The sequence below is a fragment of the Neolewinella sp. genome, from assembly GCF_965214665.1.
Classification (GTDB): domain Bacteria; phylum Bacteroidota; class Bacteroidia; order Chitinophagales; family Saprospiraceae; genus Neolewinella.
Genome location: NZ_OZ243970.1, coordinates 180753 through 197147, shown reverse-complemented (window position 1 = coordinate 197147; position 16395 = coordinate 180753). Strand labels below are relative to the sequence as shown.

13 protein-coding genes and 1 pseudogene are annotated in these 16395 nt (G+C 59.9%); 11 read left to right on the top strand and 3 right to left on the bottom strand.

The genetic code is table 11. The annotated features are described in order from the left end of the window. Nucleotides 1-17: 17 nt before the first annotated feature. Nucleotides 18-3011, bottom strand: a complete 2994-nt coding sequence (locus ACOOHD_RS01180) for a SusC/RagA family TonB-linked outer membrane protein (RefSeq protein WP_420459738.1) — start codon at nucleotides 3009-3011, stop codon at nucleotides 18-20. 194 nt (nucleotides 3012-3205) lie between these two features. On the opposite strand from ACOOHD_RS01180, the gene ACOOHD_RS01175 reads away from it, so the two are divergent. Next, on the top strand, nucleotides 3206-4108 hold the full coding sequence (locus ACOOHD_RS01175) for a helix-turn-helix domain-containing protein (protein ID WP_420459737.1): 903 nt from the start codon (nucleotides 3206-3208) through the stop codon (nucleotides 4106-4108). Here the strand turns inward: ACOOHD_RS01175 and ACOOHD_RS01170 are convergent. Next, the gene (locus ACOOHD_RS01170; RefSeq protein ID WP_420459736.1) at nucleotides 4092-4775 is read right to left on the bottom strand and encodes a porin family protein; all 684 of its coding nucleotides are present in this window, start codon (nucleotides 4773-4775) and stop codon (nucleotides 4092-4094) included. The genes ACOOHD_RS01175 and ACOOHD_RS01170 overlap by 17 nt on opposite strands. A gap of 151 nt (nucleotides 4776-4926) precedes the next feature. Between ACOOHD_RS01170 and ACOOHD_RS01165 the strand changes: the two are divergent. The 7 genes and pseudogenes from ACOOHD_RS01165 (at nucleotide 4927) to ACOOHD_RS01135 (ending at nucleotide 11756) form a co-directional block, all read left to right on the top strand. Continuing rightward, nucleotides 4927-5208: pseudogene (locus tag ACOOHD_RS01165) on the top strand (type II toxin-antitoxin system RelE/ParE family toxin). 1 nt (nucleotide 5209) lies between these two features. Then, a complete protein-coding gene (locus ACOOHD_RS01160) occupies nucleotides 5210-5503 on the top strand; it encodes a HigA family addiction module antitoxin (RefSeq protein ID WP_420459735.1) in 294 nt (97 codons plus the stop codon). A gap of 5 nt (nucleotides 5504-5508) precedes the next feature. Next, nucleotides 5509-6402, top strand: coding sequence for a formylglycine-generating enzyme family protein (locus ACOOHD_RS01155; protein WP_420459734.1), 894 nt, complete (start codon nucleotides 5509-5511; stop codon nucleotides 6400-6402). A 39-nt stretch (nucleotides 6403-6441) separates the two neighbouring features. Continuing rightward, on the top strand, nucleotides 6442-7758 hold the full coding sequence (locus tag ACOOHD_RS01150) for a Gfo/Idh/MocA family protein (protein WP_420459733.1): 1317 nt from the start codon (nucleotides 6442-6444) through the stop codon (nucleotides 7756-7758). Next, nucleotides 7755-8693 carry an FAD:protein FMN transferase gene (locus ACOOHD_RS01145; protein WP_420459732.1) on the top strand — a complete coding sequence of 313 codons (939 nt, stop codon included), beginning with the start codon at nucleotides 7755-7757 and terminating at the stop codon, nucleotides 8691-8693. The genes ACOOHD_RS01150 and ACOOHD_RS01145 overlap by 4 nt, the downstream gene beginning before the upstream one ends. A 70-nt stretch (nucleotides 8694-8763) precedes the next feature. Continuing rightward, the gene (locus tag ACOOHD_RS01140; RefSeq protein ID WP_420459731.1) at nucleotides 8764-9693 is read left to right on the top strand and encodes a nucleoside hydrolase; all 930 of its coding nucleotides are present in this window, start codon (nucleotides 8764-8766) and stop codon (nucleotides 9691-9693) included. A gap of 260 nt (nucleotides 9694-9953) precedes the next feature. Further along, a complete protein-coding gene (locus ACOOHD_RS01135; protein ID WP_420459730.1) occupies nucleotides 9954-11756 on the top strand; it encodes an acyl-CoA dehydrogenase family protein in 1803 nt (600 codons plus the stop codon). 207 nt (nucleotides 11757-11963) lie between these two features. Here the strand turns inward: ACOOHD_RS01135 and ACOOHD_RS01130 are convergent, their stop codons facing one another. Continuing rightward, nucleotides 11964-12353 carry a hypothetical protein gene (locus tag ACOOHD_RS01130; protein WP_420459729.1) on the bottom strand — a complete coding sequence of 130 codons (390 nt, stop codon included), beginning with the start codon at nucleotides 12351-12353 and terminating at the stop codon, nucleotides 11964-11966. Nucleotides 12354-12543: 190 nt separating this feature from the next. On the opposite strand from ACOOHD_RS01130, the gene ACOOHD_RS01125 reads away from it, so the two are divergent. The 3 genes from ACOOHD_RS01125 to ACOOHD_RS01115 all read left to right on the top strand — a co-directional run bounded on the left by ACOOHD_RS01125 (nucleotide 12544) and on the right by ACOOHD_RS01115 (nucleotide 16364). Continuing rightward, on the top strand, nucleotides 12544-14214 hold the full coding sequence (locus ACOOHD_RS01125; RefSeq protein WP_420459728.1) for an AMP-binding protein: 1671 nt from the start codon (nucleotides 12544-12546) through the stop codon (nucleotides 14212-14214). A gap of 132 nt (nucleotides 14215-14346) precedes the next feature. After that, the gene (locus ACOOHD_RS01120) at nucleotides 14347-14994 is read left to right on the top strand and encodes a DNA-3-methyladenine glycosylase (protein ID WP_420459727.1); all 648 of its coding nucleotides are present in this window, start codon (nucleotides 14347-14349) and stop codon (nucleotides 14992-14994) included. Further along, entirely contained in the window at nucleotides 14991-16364 is a 1374-nt protein-coding gene (locus tag ACOOHD_RS01115; RefSeq protein ID WP_420459726.1) for a DUF5103 domain-containing protein, read from the top strand. The genes ACOOHD_RS01120 and ACOOHD_RS01115 overlap by 4 nt, the downstream gene beginning before the upstream one ends. Nucleotides 16365-16395 lie beyond the last annotated feature (31 nt).

Genomic DNA, 16395 nt, shown 5'->3' with positions numbered 1-16395 from the left:
ATCGAGCTTGGGTGAGATTAAAAGGAGACGTCTACGCCGAAGGAGAAGCCACCCAGTAGGGGCCGAGAGTCATTTAGGCCACTGTTGGTTTCCGGGTCCCACCCCTCCCAGTCGGTCAGTGTCACCAGGTTCTTGCCCGATACGAACACTTTAAAGCTACCCAAGCCGAGGCGGTCGGAGAGCGTCCGGTTGAGGGTGTAAGCCAGGCTGATGTCCTGAAGGCGTACGAAACCGCGGGCGAAGTAGTGGGTACCGCCAAAGGGAGTGTTGGTACCCGGCAGGCGGTAAGTGGCACCGGTATTAAAGGGTGACCAGTAGTCGATGTCGGCGTACCAGTTCTGGTTCTGGGCGATGCCGGGGGTGAGCTGACCTAGTGGTTCGTTTGCTCCCAGGTAGCTGTTGCTGCCCCCCTGCACGGAATTGATGAAAAACCGCAGGGTGAAGTCCCCGTAGCTCAGGGTATTGCGGATGCCGAAGCTGTATGCGGGCTCCTCATTACCGATGATGGTGCGATCATCTGGCGTAATCTCCCCATCTCCATCCTGGTCACGCAGCCGGTAGGTGCCCACCGCGTAGCCGTCAGGGATATCGTCGCCGATCTGGTAGATGCCGTCGATCTCGTAGTTAAAGATGGTCTGGATGGGTTCACCGATGAACAGACCCGAAGCCACCAGATCGTCTTCGCGGCCATCGTCGTCGTTGTCAAACCCCAGCAGGCTCACGATCTCGTTGCGGTTGCGGGCAATGTTGAACCCCACGTCCCAGCGGAAGCGCTCGCCGCGCACGGGGGCCGCATTCAGGATTAGCTCGATACCGTTGTTGCTCACCTCGCCCACGTTGGAGGTGATGGAGGTGAAGCCGGTGATGCTCGGTAGCACCAGGTTGAAGAGGAGATCGGTGGTACGGCTGGTGTAGTAATCGAGGCTACCGGAGATGCGGCTGTCCACGAGGCTAAAATCCATCCCCACGTTCGTGCCCGCCGTGCGCTCCCACTTCAGGTCGGGGTTTGCCAGGCTGCTGATGCCCTGGCCGTTGAGCGTCTGGCCGCCGTCACCAAAGATGTAGCGATTGTCCTCGCCGGCGAAAATCCGCGCCTGGGAGCTATACCGCCGGGTAAGGTTACCGCTGATGCCGTAGCTCGCCCGTAGCTTGAGAAAGTCGATGGCGCTGGCACCCGCCATGAAAGATTCTTCGGTGAGCACCCACCCCAAGCCGACCGAGGGAAAGACCGCCGAGCGGTTGTTGGCCGCAAAGCCACTGAAGCCGTCACGGCGCACCGTTGCGTTGAGTAGGTACTTATCCTGAAACTCATAGGCCACCCGTCCCATCTGGTAGGAGTAGCTCTCCTCGTAGGCCTCCGACTCGATGAACTGCTGGCCGGCCTGCCCGAGGTCATTGAAAGAGAGCCCCAGGTTCGTGTACCCCACCCCACGCGCACCGGTCCGTTCGTTGCGAATACGGTTGCGGCCCACCAGCGCGGTCACCTTTACGTCGTGGGGTCCCTGAAGGGGGATGTCGTAGGTGAGGATATTGTCGAAGGTCCAGTCGTAGTTCGATGCGGTATTTTTGAAGGCGGCTCCGCTGAGCCCGCCATCGAAGCGATTGGAGTTGCGGCGACTGAAGAAGCCGTAGTTGTTGCTGAAGTTGATGCGGTAGTTGAGCCCCGGCACGAAGGGCACGTCGATGGAGGTAAAGAAGATACCCAGCAACCGGTTACGGTAGTCGGCATCGTCGGCGGTGCTGGCCAGCAGGGGGTTGGTGGTGTTGTCCCCCAGCGGATTGATGACGAACTCACCCGTCTCGTCGCGTGGTCGAGCCAGGGGGCTGAACTGATCCACCTGACCGATATTCGGACTATCCCCGCTGTAATCGGCAAAGGTGCCGAAGCTATTGACGCCCAGGGTGAGCCAGTCGGTCACTTCCACATCCAGGTTCACCCGCACCGTCTTGCGGTTGTAATTGTCGTTAAGCACGATGCCCTGCTGGTCGGTGTAGCCGCCGGAGATGAAGTAATTGGTACGCTCCCCGCCGCCGCTGACGCTCAGGATGTGATCGGTGATATAGCCGTCTTGCCGGGAGGCCCCGAGCCAGTCGAAGTCTGTGCCGTCCTGTAAACCGGTAAGCAGGGGCCCGAAGAAGGGGATATCGGTCTCCTGATCGAATTCGGGGTTTGGTTGGGTGAAGTCCGGCCCCTGGTAAGCGTTCATGAAGTCTACGTCCCGCGCGGCCTGCAAGTATTCCTCCCGACTGAGTAGCTGGCGATCTTTGGTTGGGTTCTGCGTAGTGTAGTTACCGGTGTAGGTGATGGTGGGCTTGCGGCTGGTACGGCCCTGCTTGGTGGTGATGATGAGTACGCCGTTGGCCGCCTGCGCGCCGTAGATCGCCTTGCTGCTGGCGTCCTTGAGTACGTCGACGCTCTGGATGTCGTTGGGGTTGATGTCCGAGACTCGGCCCCGGTACACGATGCCGTCGAGCACGATCAGCGGACTGGTGTTGCCATTGATGGAGTTCTGTCCGCGGATATTAATGCTGGCATCCTCGCCAGCGGTGGCCGACTGCCCGACGTTCAATCCCGGCACGGTGCCATTGAGTGATTGTAGAATGTTCGTATTCGGTGCCTCGCGAAAAGCATCCAGCGGTGCCGACGCAATGGCCCCCGTCAGGTCCCGCCGCCGCTGGGTTCCGTAGCCCACCACCACGATCTCCTGAAGGTCGGAGGCATCCTCCTCCAGGACGATGTCGATCACCGTACGGTTATTGACCGCCACCTCGGTATCACCGAAGCCGGTATAGCTGACCGCCAGCAGCGCATCGGGAGCGGCCGAGATCGCGAAGTTGCCCTCTACGTCGGTGACCGTGCCCTGCGTGGTGCCGGCCACCCGTACGGTAGCACCGATGAGGGTTTCCCCCGTGGGCCCGGTGACGGTGCCGGTGATCGGGATCGACTCACCGTCCTGAGCAACTAAGAGTCCAGTAGAGAATACTAGTAGTAGGGTAAGCAGCGGCTTCATACGAGTAGTTTGACAACCTAATGTGGGCGTGATCGACGGGAGTGTAAAACTAAATTCGGCCATCAGCCTACTACTCACCGTTTTATTCCGATAGCAAATGTATTAGCCGTATTTCTCAAATTTTTCCGCTATTTTCACCAAAACCAATACGATCGTACCATATTTAGCCCCTTACGGGCCTGACTACCGGTCAAATGCTACCAAAGACACCCATTCTGCTGCACAAGCAGACTAAATCCGCCCACCAATCCTTCCTCAATCGCTTTGCCCGCGTACCCCACCTGTACAACAACTGGCACTACCACCGGGAGTTGGAGCTACTTTACGTGATTCGGGGCGACGGTACCCGCTTCGTGGGCGATAGCATTGAGCCCTTTTTCTCCGGTGACTTAGTGCTAGTGGGTTCCAACGTGCCGCACTTCTGGCGCAGCGACGCGCGCTACTTCGAGGGGCGCGAGGAAGTTTACGCCGAGCTCATCCTCACCCAGTTCGTGCCCGATCTGCTGGGCGATGCCTTTGAGCTCTCGGAGTTCCGGCCCATTAAAAAGCTAATCGAGCGCGCCCAGCACGGTATACGGTTTCTGTCAGCAACCCGCGACCAGGCCGGCGAAATTCTGCACCGCATCACCGCTACGAAGGGGAGTAAACGAATCATCCTTCTGCTCCAGTTGCTGGAGCTACTCGCAACTACCGAGGAGTACTACCTACTCTCCAGCCTAGGGTACCGGAAACTACTCACCGATGCCTCCTCCCAGCGCTTGCGCGAGGTAAGCGATTACATGCTCAAACACTACCTCCATCCCCTACCCCTACCGGAGGTAGCCGCCGTTGCCAACATGTCCGAAAAGGCCTTTTGCCGCTTCTTCAAGGGCGCTACCCAGAAAACCTTCGTGCAGTTCCTGACCGAGCTCCGCGTCTCCCACGCCTGCAAGCTACTACTGTCCCACAACCAGCCCATCGGAGAGGTCTGCTTCGCCTCTGGCTTCAATAACCTATCGAACTTCAACCGCCTGTTCAAGCGCACTATGGGCCGCACCCCACGGCAGTACCGCCGTCACGGGGCCACCGCCGACCAACTACCTAAAGCGCAAAGCTAACCCCCACCCCCACGTTCCACCCCTGAAAGCCCACCCCGTCGCGCACTAGCGGCACGTTGTAGGGCTGCGTCAGTCCGTGCTCGTAGCGGGCCTCCAGGAACAGCGCGGCACCTATTCCTACTTGTGCCTTTAGGCCTGCCCCGGCCACCAGACCTACGTGCAACCGCTCGTAGTTAATGGCCTCCAGATTAATGTCCGTCGTACTCAGCCTGAAGTCAATCAGGGCGCGGGCGCTGGTGCGAAGCTTTCCGGACAGCGCATAGCCTACCGACGGCCCCACCAGCGCATACGGCTGCACGGTACCTTCCGTGGGCAGATTTAGTTGAACCAATAGGGGTGCCTCTAAATAATCAAAGGTCGTACGGGCCCGGGCACCCACCGGCAGCCGGACGCCGAAAAGGTCCACCCCCTGGGTGAGTCCGACGCTGGTGCCCCGGCGGTTGTACTCCAGCCCGGGGCGGAGGGTAATGAGGTCGGACAGCGGCAGCTCGGCAAACACCCCCAGGGAGGGGGCTGCTATCCAGCCAGTCTGCTCGGTGACCACGTCGAAGGTCTCGCCGCTGCGTAGGGCGGACTGTCCGTAGCCAGCCCGTAGGCCGATGGTAGTCTGAGCGATCAGCGCGGCGCTGGTTGTTAGCGCGAGTAAGGCAATGAGAAGGAGTCGCATAGCAAAATAGGTTGATTGCGGCTCAAAACGGTGGGGGTACTACCGGCAGGCATAAAGGGAAGGTTAAGGGGGGTGTTAGCACCGGGTTAAAGCGAGCCGTCAGACTAAAACCCTTTACTTACCTTTAGCGTTAGTAACGCGACAGATAAGCATGATACTTTCGTTTGGTTCCAAGGCTACTCGGTAAGTTTGGGAGGGGAAACGGGTAGTAAAGTGGCCACTCGACATGCAGAAAGTGGGCCGCCGGAAACTCAGGATGCTGAACAGCGCGCAGGATCTAGCTGACTTACGTATACCGCCTGCCAATCGCTCGGAAAAATTAGCCGGTGATTTACAAGATTATTATAGTATCAGAATCAACAAGCAGTGGCGATTGATCTTCCAGTGGCAGGATGGTCAAGCGATCGACGTTAGCATCATAGACTATCATTAACATGGAACAGCTACCAAACATCCACCCCGGAGAGGTACTTCGCGAAGAGTTTCTAGCACCGCTCAGCCTATCAGCTTACCGCCTGGCTAAGGACCTCGGTATTCCTCAGACCAGAATCAGCGCTATTTTATCCGGCAAGCGACGAATCACCGCGGATACCGCGCTGCGACTAAGTAAGTACTTTGGTACCTCCGCCAAGTTCTGGCTCGGACTACAGGATGATTATGACCTGGAGGAGGAGGCTGAAGCGAAGGGGGCTGAGCTCGCATCGATTAAGGCTTTATCGGTAGATTAGTGCCCATGATACGCCATTATCTTCTCCTTTGCCTTGCGATCTACCTAGCACCCGCGCTCCCCGCCCAGGTAGACACCGTACGCCTGCCCGGCACCGAGGTCAGCTTCACTATGGTCCCGCTAGAAGGCGGTGTACATACCATTGAAGGAAAGGAGGTAATGCTCTCCCCCTTCGCCATCTCCAGCCACGAGGTCACCCACGAGGCCTACCGGGTGTTCCAGGTGCGCGACAATGACACGCCCCTGGCCGCTAACGCCGACTGGGATGCCGACGGCTGGGCCCGCCCCTCCCCGCCCTACCTAGATCTCACCTACGGCATGGGTACCCGCGGCGGCTACCCCCAGGTCAATACGACCCAGCAGGCCGCCCTGCGCTACTGCGAATGGCTCTACGAAAAGACCGGCCGCTTCTTCCGCCTACCCACCGAGGCCGAATGGGAGTACGCCTGCCTGGCCGGCGAGGAGCCTGACCCCGCCGACCTGCCCGACCTGGCCTGGCTGCTCGAAAACGGCGAGGAGACCTACCACAAAACGGGCGAGAAAATGCCCAACGCCTGGGGACTCTACGATATGCTCGGCAACGTCAGCGAGTGGACGCTCGATGAATACTACGACGACTACGCCGACCGCACCGGCGACGGACAGGACCCCTGGATGCGCCCTGACGGGAAGCACTCCCGCACCGTGCGCGGCGGCTCCTTCGATACGCCCACGGCCGAGGCGGGCTGCCGTGCCCGTGAAAAATCAAGCCCCCGCTGGCAGGCCCGTGACCCGCAAATTCCCAAGAGCATCTGGTGGAATGTGGACAGTGCCTTCCTGGGTTTTCGCCTCGTTTCACCGAAAAAGCAGCCGAGTTCGGAAGAAGTGCGTACCTTTTTTGCCGAGTCGATTGTTGACTAGTCGTCTGCCGACTACCCACGCTATTCATCCCCCCCGATCATGCCCATCAACCGCCGTTCCTTCCTCCAACGCACCACTGCTCTGGCCGCCGCCGGCCTGGCCATCACTCCTGAGCTAGCCGCCAAGGTGCATTCCTCCGTCGACGACGTCATCCGTATCGGCCTCATCGGTTGCGGTGGGCGTGGCACGGGCGCGGCCTTTCAGGCGCTGAGCACCGAGCAGAACGTCAAACTCGTGGCAATGGGTGATGCCTTCCGCGACCGCCTCGACAAAGCCTATACCGGCATCCAAACCCAACTGGAGGAGAACGAAATGGACACCGCCCGGCTCGATGTGGCCGAGGAGAACAAATTCGTCGGTTTCGATGCCTACGAAAAGGTCATCCCCCTCTGCGACGTGGTCTTGATCGCTACACCCCCCGGTTTCCGCCCCATTCACTTCGAGGCGGCCGTAGCGGCGGACAAGCAGATATTCATGGAAAAGCCAGTAGCGGTAGATGCCCCTGGGGTGCGCCGCGTACTGGCTGCGGCCGAAGAGGCGAAGGCCAAAAAACTCAACGTCGTCGTCGGTCTACAGCGCCACTACCAGAAAGCCTATACCGATGGCTGGATCGACATGCTCCAAAACGGCGCCATCGGCGACATCACCACCAGCTACGTCTACTGGAACAGCGGCGGGGTGTGGGTACGCCCCCGCGAGCCCCAGCAGACCGAGATGGAGTACCAGATGCGCAACTGGTACTACTTCAACTGGCTCTGCGGCGACCACATCAACGAGCAGCACATTCACAACCTCGACGTCGGTAACTGGGTCAAGCAGGACACCCCGCAGACGGCCTCCGGCTACGGCGGCCGCCACATGCGCACCGGTAAGGAGCACGGCGAGATTTTTGATCACCACTTCGTGGAGTACACCTACGCCGACGGCAGCCGCATGATCAGCCAGTGCCGCCACTGGGAAGGCTGCTCAACTAAGGTCACGGAGGAGTTTCAAGGTACGAATGGCAGCGCCCCCACCCCCGGAAAACTGCTCACCCCCGGTGGGTACGCCCTGCTCGACCGTGACGACCGTAAAGACCCTAACCCCTACCAGCTGGAGCATGACCTACTTTTCAAAGCTGTAGCCGACGGTGAATACAAATACGCCGATGCCGAAAATGCCGCCCACGCTACCATGACCGCCATCATGGGCCGCATGGCTACCTACTCCGGTCAGGTTATAGATTGGGATACCGCGCTAGCCTCCGACCTCGACCTGTCGCCGGCCACCTACGCCTTTGACGCGCTACCGCCGATCCTGCCATTAGAGAGTGGCTACTACCCCGTGCCGGTACCGGGGGAGACGCGGGTGATGTGAGTTGGTCTGCCGAGTGGTTGCTTTCGGTCGGATTACTGCTCCCATTAACCGCTCCCGCCCAGACCCGCATCACCAGCACCCGCCCCGCCATGGGCACCCCCTGGCAGATCAGCTGCTACACTACCGATACCCTGCTGGCCCACCGCGCCATCGACAGCGCCTTTGCCCGCATCGAGGCGGTGGAGCAGTCCATGAGCGACTACCGGCCCGACAGCGAGATCCGCACGGTAAGTCGGCTACCTAGTCGGCAATTTCACCTCGTCTCGGCCGATTTGTACCGGGTGCTGACCTTCAGTCGGGAGCTGCACCGGTACAGCCAGGGGGCTTTCGACGTCACCATCGGTCAGCTCACCAAGCGGTGGCGCCGTGCGATTCGTCAGCAAGTCTTTCCTACCGAAGTAACTCAGGGGGCGCGCCCGCAGGTACAAGGAATAACCTACCGACTCCATCCCACCCGGGGCCTGTGGCTCGCCCACGATAGCCTGCACTTCGACCTGGGGGGCGTGGCGAAGGGCTACGCACTGGACGTGGCCGGGGAGGTACTAGGCTCTTTCGGTATCCACTGCTTCCTGATTGACGGCGGTGGCGATCTGCTGCTGGGCGACGCGCCACCGGATCGTGATGGATGGACGATTGCGCTCCCTGACGGCCACTTAGATACCGCCAACGTTGCTATAGCGAGCTCCGGACCGAGCTACCGCTACCTCCTCCACGACGGGCTGCGGTACAGCCATTTGCTGGACCCCCGTACCGGAGTGGGGGTGACCCACAGTGAGACCGTCACCGTATTTGCCCCTACCGGCATGTTGGCCGATGGACTTGCCTCTGCCCTGTCCGTTCGTATAGCTAGTAGAGTACAATTAATGAAGCACTACCCCCGAATGAATTATATCGTAACTCCCTCCTACCAGCCGTCCCCGGAGGGGGCACCCTAACGGAGCGTGGGGTGCTAACCCCACGCGACTACGACGCACCGTTACGACACCCGGAGGCTACCTTTCCCCCATGCGCCTAGTCTCCTGTACCGTATTCCTACTGGCCCTGGTCACCTGTAGCACCCCCAGCAGTAAGATGCCAAACACCGCCACCGCCCGCCTGCCCCTCATCGTAGACGCCGATACCGCCAACGAGCTCGACGACCTCTTTGCCCTGGTACGTGCGGTAGCCGAACCCAGCTTCGACCTCCGGGGCATCACCTCCGCCCAGTTCCACACCTCACCGTTGGCGAGTGACAACACCGTGCACGAAAGCCAGGATATTAACGAGGACCTACTCCGACTGCTGGACCGCGAAGATATTCCCCACCCCATTGGTGCCAACACCCCACTCAGCGACCGCACTACACCCTCTCCCTCTCCCGCCGCCGAGTTCATCGTACAGCAGGCCCTACGGCAGCCGGCCGGACAGAAACTACACCTGGTCATTCTCGGCTCCTGCACCAACGTGGCCTCGGCCATTCTCCTAGACCCCCGCATCATCCCCAGGGTAAGCGTGCACTACCTCGGCTTCTGGCACGACCCGGCCACCAACGACTACAACAAACAGGAATTCAATTCCGGCAACGACACCCTGGCCGTGGAAGTACTATTAGACACCGAGGGCCTGGAACTAGACGTCATGACCGCCACCACCTCCCAGCACCTGGTCTTCAACCGGGAAGAAACCGAGCGCCAGTTGAAAAGCAAGGGACCCCTGGCCGAATACCTTCTTAACCGGTGGGACACCTATACCCGCTGGTGGACCGCCGAAGACCCCGAAAAAACGCAGTGGATCATGTGGGACGTAGCCATTATCGAAGCACTAGCCCGCCCCAAGCTAGCCACTAAGCTAGGCTACCCTACCCCGCCAGAAAATGCCCTGCGCGAGATCGGCATCTACACCGCCATCGACGTACCCGCCATGAAGAACGACTTCTGGCAGCATTACCCCGAGTAAGCCCCCGGCCCCCTCACTACGTCCGCCGCACCCGCGGCCCCGCCCGCCTGCCCTACCTATCCCGCCTGCCCTACCTATCTCGTCTGCCTTACCTATCTCGTCTGCCCTATCAACTGCGTAGCAGTTCCCCCGTCCTACCCCAAGGTGCAACCTTGGGCGGAGCGAAAATTCGCTAAAACACAACGAATCCCTTGCCCCCCTCGTTATCCCCCCGTAACTTAGCAGCGAATTTTCGCTAACGCAAAAAATACCGCCCAATCATGGCAGCCACCCTCACCGCCCAGCACGTCCTCAAAGGCGGCGAATTTCTCATCGCCGACGCCGACTACTCCAGCACCTTCACCCCCGAGGAGTTCAACGAGGAGCAGCTGATGGTCAAGCAGATGGTCGAGGACTTCATTCAGCAGGAGATCACGCCCAACCTGGATAAGATCGAAAAGCAGGAGGACAACATTGCCCCCCGCCTCCTGGAAAAGATGGCTGAACTCGGACTGCTCGGCACTCACATGCCCGAAACCTACGGCGGCATGGAGATGGACACCAATACCAATACCCTCATCTGCGATGTGATGGGCGGTAGCTCGGGCTCCTTCACCGTATCGTACGCGGCCCACACGGGGATTGGGATGCTGCCCATCCTGTACTTCGGCAACGACCAACAGAAGGAAAAGTACCTGCCCCGCCTGATCAGCGGCGAGCTCAAAGCCGCCTACTGCCTGACCGAGCCCGGCAGCGGCTCCGATGCCATGGGGGCCAAAACTACCGCCACCCTCGACGGCGAGCACTACATCCTGAACGGGCAGAAGATGTGGATCAGCAACGCCGGCTTTGCGGATGTTTTCATCGTCTTTGCGCAGGTCGATGGGGACAAGTTTACCGGGTTCATCGTGCCGCGGCAGCTCGAAGGACTTACCCTCGGCGCGGAGGAGGATAAGCTCGGCATCAAGGGTAGCTCCACCCGCCAGGTCTTCTTTGAGAACGTACGGGTACCGGCGGCCAATAGCCTCGGTCAGATCGGCAAGGGCCACCTCATCGCCTTTAACGTGCTCAACGTAGGGCGCTTCAAGTTGCACGCGCTCAGCATGGGGGGTGCCAAGCGGGCTTTGGAGGTAGGCGTACGCTACGCCAACGAGCGCACCCAGTTCAAGCAGCCCATTGCCAACTTCGGCGCCATCAAGTATAAGATCGGCGAGGCCGCCATCCGCATCTTCGCCGGCGAGAGCGCCCTGTACCGGGTAAGTCAGCAGATTCAGGACATGAATAAGCAGCTCATGGCCGAGGAAGGCAAGTCCTTCGCCGAGGCTAAGCTGCTCAGCGCGGAGGAGTACGCTATCGAGTGTGCCCTGCTCAAGTTTCTGGGCTCCGAAACACTCGACTATACGGTCGACGAGGTCGTACAGATCCACGGCGGTATGGGCTACAGTGAGGAGACCCTTGCCCCCCGCATGTACCGCGACAGCCGCATCAACCGCATCTACGAGGGCACCAACGAGATCAACCGCCTACTGAGCGTAGACATGCTACTGCGCCGCGCCATGAAGGGGGCCCTGGACATAGTCGGGCCGGCCTGGGCCGTACAGAAAGAACTGAGCGGTATGCCCAGCATGAGCCGCCCGGAGGGTGAGTACGGCGAGGAGATCAAGGTCGTAGCCGACTTCAAGAAGCTCATCCTCATGGTCGCCGGCGCCGCCGCCAAGGAGCAGCTGGACGGTAAGATCAACCTGAAAAGCGAGCAGGAAATCTTGATGAATATCGCCGACATGCTCGGCGACCTATTACAGGCCGAGAGCACTCTGCTCCGCGTACAAAAACTCCGCGCCGAGAGCCTAGGCAAACAAGATATCGCCGTCTACGATGCCATCCTACGCACCTACCTCCACGACGCCACCGCCCGCATGATGAAGAACGCTACGGATGCCGTAGCCAGCTTCGTCGAGGGCGACCTGCTGCGCACCTTCACGATGGGCATCAAGCGATTCACAAAGTACCCGCCGCAGAATGTGAAGATTCTGCGCCGGAAGGTGGCGGATGTGCTGATCGAGGCGAACGGATACGCGCTGTAGGAGACCGTTCTGCGAACGGGTAGAGCCCTCGCTGACGCGTTCGGGCGTAGACTCGCTAAAGCGAGGTAGACCGGCGTCGGAGGCGTGACCCCTCTACCCGCGCAGCGGTCTACGGGCGAACGCGCCAGCGAGCCCTCTACCCCGCAAAAGCAGAAAGCCCCACGAAACCTAGGTTTTGTGGGGCTTTCTGCTTTTGAGGGTCTACTCTTAAATCTTGACTACCTCAGCGTTAATGGGATAATCGGCCAATATGCGGTTAGTAAACGCCATATGGCCCCGGGGTACAGCTAAGTACAACTTACCGTGCTTGTAGGCGGCCAGGCTGGACAGCAGGCGCCACTTAGTGACCAGCTCGCGCTCGTCGTCAGTCTTCATGCCAAGTTCAAAGTAGCTCTTGCGGCCGTTGACCTCACCAGTGACATCGGGGATAAAGTACTCGTCGGTGTCCTTGCTGCGGCGGATCTTGGCGGGCGTCTCGTAGCCTTCGGCGTTGGCCTTGACGTTATCGAAGCCCTTTTTGTTGACGATCTTTTCGAGCAGCGTTTTGATGAGCTCAGCGTCTTTCTGCTGGGCGTCGGTGAGGATTCCGTTTTCCATTGTGGGTAAAGTAGTTTAGAAGGTCGATGTCGGTAGCGAATATCCACAAACTCCGCGAGGCGGGGGCGGTCGGGCACCGGGCCTGGGAAGTGCGTCATTCGCAAGTGCTTCTTTGAGAACGTCACCAGCCCGACCGTAGTTGATGACTCGTGTCGTACTTTGGGTGCTGCAACGTTTAAATCCGATCCTGATGAATACCGACCAGCGTCCCTGGCTCGCACAGTACCCCGCCGGCATCCCCGCCAACGTAGAAGTCGACGCGTTTTCTACCCTCAAAGACCTTATCGCCGACGTCACGGCCAAATACACCAACCGCCCGGCCTTTTCCTGCATGGGCAAAGACCTAAGCTACGGCGAGCTCGATAAGCTGAGCACCGCCTTGGGAGCTTACCTTCACTACCGCGGCCTGCAGCCCGGCGACCGGGTGGCCGTGATGATGCCTAACATGCTGCAGTATCCCATCGTGCTACATGGGCTACTCAAAGCCGGACTGGTCATCGTCAACACCAATCCGCTTTACACCCCGCCGGAGATGAAGCATCAGTTCACCGACAGTGGAGCCAAGGGCATCATCATCGCCGAGAACTTCGCCGCTAACCTGGAGAAGATCATCGGGGACACGGACATCCACACCGTTGTACTCACCACTATCGGGGGCATGCTGGGTTGGATTAAGGGCGGACTGACCAACTTCGTGGTGCGCAACGTCAAAAAGATGGTGCCGGCGTACAGTCTTCCTAATGCCGTTGAGTTTCAGACCGCCCTGGACGAGGGTAAGAAGCACCAGCTGCCGCAGTTCACCGGCCAGCCCACCGATACCATCGCCCTACAGTACACCGGCGGCACCACCGGCGTATCGAAGGGAGCTATGCTCACTAACAGCAATTTAGTAGCTAACGCCATCCAGTCCAAGGCCTGGATGACCCAAAAACTCGAGGCCGGTAGCCAAGAACGCATGCTCTGTCCTCTACCCCTTTACCACATCTTCGCCTTCACGGTCAACTCGGTAGCCATCTTCGCCCACGGCATCTGCAACGTACTTATCGTCAACCCCCGCGACCTGAGCACCATCGTCAAGGCCTTCAAAGACAACCGCATCGCCGGTATGACTGGCGTCAATACGCTCTTCAACGGACTGCTCAACGACAAGGACTTCACCAAGCTCGACTTCCGCCACCTCAAGATCACCGTCGGCGGCGGTATGGCCGTGCAGCGCTCCGTGGCCGAACGCTGGCAAAGACTCACCGGCGTGCCCCTGAGCGAGGGCTACGGACTCACCGAGACCAGCCCCTCCGCCTGCATGAACCCCCTGAACGAAAACCTACGTATTGGCTCCATCGGCGTGCCCCTGCCCAACACCGTAATGCGGGTGTGGAACGACGACGAGGGCCGCATCGCCACCAGCGAGGAGCGCGGCGAGATTCAAATCAAGGGCCCCCAGGTCATGAAGGGCTACCTCAACCGCCCCGAGGATACCGCCAAGGTACTCCAGGACGGCTGGCTCAGCACCGGCGACATCGGCATGATGTCGGAGGATGGCTTCTTTACCATCGTAGACCGCAAGAAGGACATGATCCTGGTCTCCGGCTTTAACGTCTACCCCAACGAGGTGGAGGACGTTATCGCCGCCCACCCCAAGGTACTCGAAGTGGCCGCAGTGGGCATCCCCAGCGAGCGCTCCGGGGAGGTGGTCAAAATCTACGTCGTCAAGAAGGACAAGTCGCTCACTCAGGAAGAGCTCATCACCTACGCCCGCGAGAGCCTCACGGGCTATAAAATTCCTAAGGAGGTGGAGTTTCGCGAGGAGCTTCCTAAGAGCAACGTGGGTAAGATACTGCGGCGGGAGCTGCGGGAGGCGTAATGATCAGCAGCGCACTACCCCGGCAAGGATGCCGGGAGCCAACAACTGCTGCGGTCGGTGGTTCGTGGCTTGTAGCCGCGGCCTGACCGACACGCGACCCCGGCAGGGATGCCGGGAGCCAACACGCAACCCATGTCCACAAACCTCCGTACGCTCCTCTCCGGCGAAGACCCCGTTCACATCGCCCGCCAGCTCATCGGCGTAGAACTCTACACCCATATCGACGGCCAGGAGACCGCCGGCCGCATCACCGAGACCGAGGCCTACTGGGCCCCCGACGACCGGGCCAGTCACGCCTACGGCCACCGCCGTACCCCCCGTACCGAGCCCTTTTACGCCCGAGCGGGCACCAGCTACGTCTACCTCTGCTACGGTATCCACGAGCTGTTTAACGTGATTACGGGGCCGGAGGGGGTGCCACACGCCGTACTGATCCGCGCCATCGAGCCCACGCTGGGTGTACCCGCGATGCTCGCCCGCCGTCATATGGAAAGCTTAAAACCGCAACTTAGCCGCGGACCCGGCGTTCTTTCGCTTGCCCTCGGCATCACCCGGACGCACAATATGGTGAACCTCCTGGATGCCGAAAGTCCGGTGCAACTAAGGGCCGGGGCGGGGCCTTGCGTCATGAGGGGAGGGGGGCCCTCATGTAAGCCGGGAGATGTGATGTGTACCCCCCGCATTGGCATCGACGGAGCCGGACCGGAATGGGCCGCCAAACCCTGGCGCTTCTACCGGAGCGGTACCCAGTACGTGAGTAGACTTAATGCCTTCACATGAACCTCGCCTTTCTTCGACCAACGTTGCACCCGCGCGCCGCCGCCCTCCTGTTTGTACTGCTAGGTTGCGGACGGCTGGTAGCGCAGGATGCGGAGGTAAACTACTTCGACAATACGTACGTCGACCACATCAAGACGGTGCGGCTGCACATCGATGGCTTTCCGCACTCTTATCCGCTGATCGAGCTGGGGGGGGGGGCACGGCTGCGGCTCTCCTTCGATGATTTGCGGGAGGATGTGGGGCGCTACTCCTACAGCTTCATCCACTGCAACCAGGACTGGACGCCCTCGACGCTGGGGCAGATGGAGTACAACAGCGGCTACGGCAACGACTACCTGGAGGACTACGACTTCAGTCTCAGGACCCTGACGAAGTACGTGCACTACGACCTGGTGTTTCCGAACCGCAACATGCGGCTGGAAAAGAGCGGCAACTACCTACTGGTGGTTTACGATACGCAGGATGATAACCAACCGGTGATCACCCGCCGCTTCATGGTGGCCGAAAACGTAGCGGGACTGAGCGCGCAGGTGACGCGCCCCAACGCCGTGGACAAAATCCGCACCCACCAGGAGGTACAACTGGTGGCCAACACCAAGCAGCTGCAACCACGATCGCCGCTGCAGGAGCTCAGTGCTAGCGTCCTACAGAATGGCCGCTGGGATAACGCCGTAACGGGCATACGGCCCAATCTGCTGGCCCGGGAGGGCGTACAGTTCAACTACCAGGACGTGATCGTGTACCGGGGGGGCAACGAGTTCCGCAATCTGGACCTCCGCTCGGTACAGGCTCCCCGCTCCAAGGTGGCTAGCATCACCAACGAGGGGAACTATTACGCTATGCTGCTCGCCCCGGAGATGACCCGGGGGAGTAGCGTCTACGTGCAGTACTTCGACCTCAACGGGGACTACGTGAACTTCCGGTACGACCGGCCGGTGGTGAACCTGGCCGATGAGTTTTTACAGGAAAACGTGGCGCGCTTCGGGCTGGACTTCACGGGGGAGTACATTGAGGTCACCTTCGTACTCAAGCCGCGCAACGGGGTGCCGATTGAGGAAGACCTTTACCTCTTTGGGGCGATGACGGAGTGGCAGCTCAAGTACGACTACCGCATGGTATGGAATACGAGTATCAATGCCTACGTGGGCCGGGCCCTGATCAAGCAGGGCTTTTATAACTACTACTACGTCACCGATCTAAGCACGTCGGGGCGCAAGTTGCAGCGACCGGGCGACCGGGCGGGCTACGACGAAACGGAGGATAGCTTTACGGAGGCGGAGAACGACTACCTGGGTTTGCTGTATTACCGGCCCATGGGCGGGCGCTACGATCGCCTGGTGGGCACCACCACGATCAACTCTAATCAGTAGCGCCGGTCTAGTACCTACCGCCGTTCATAGA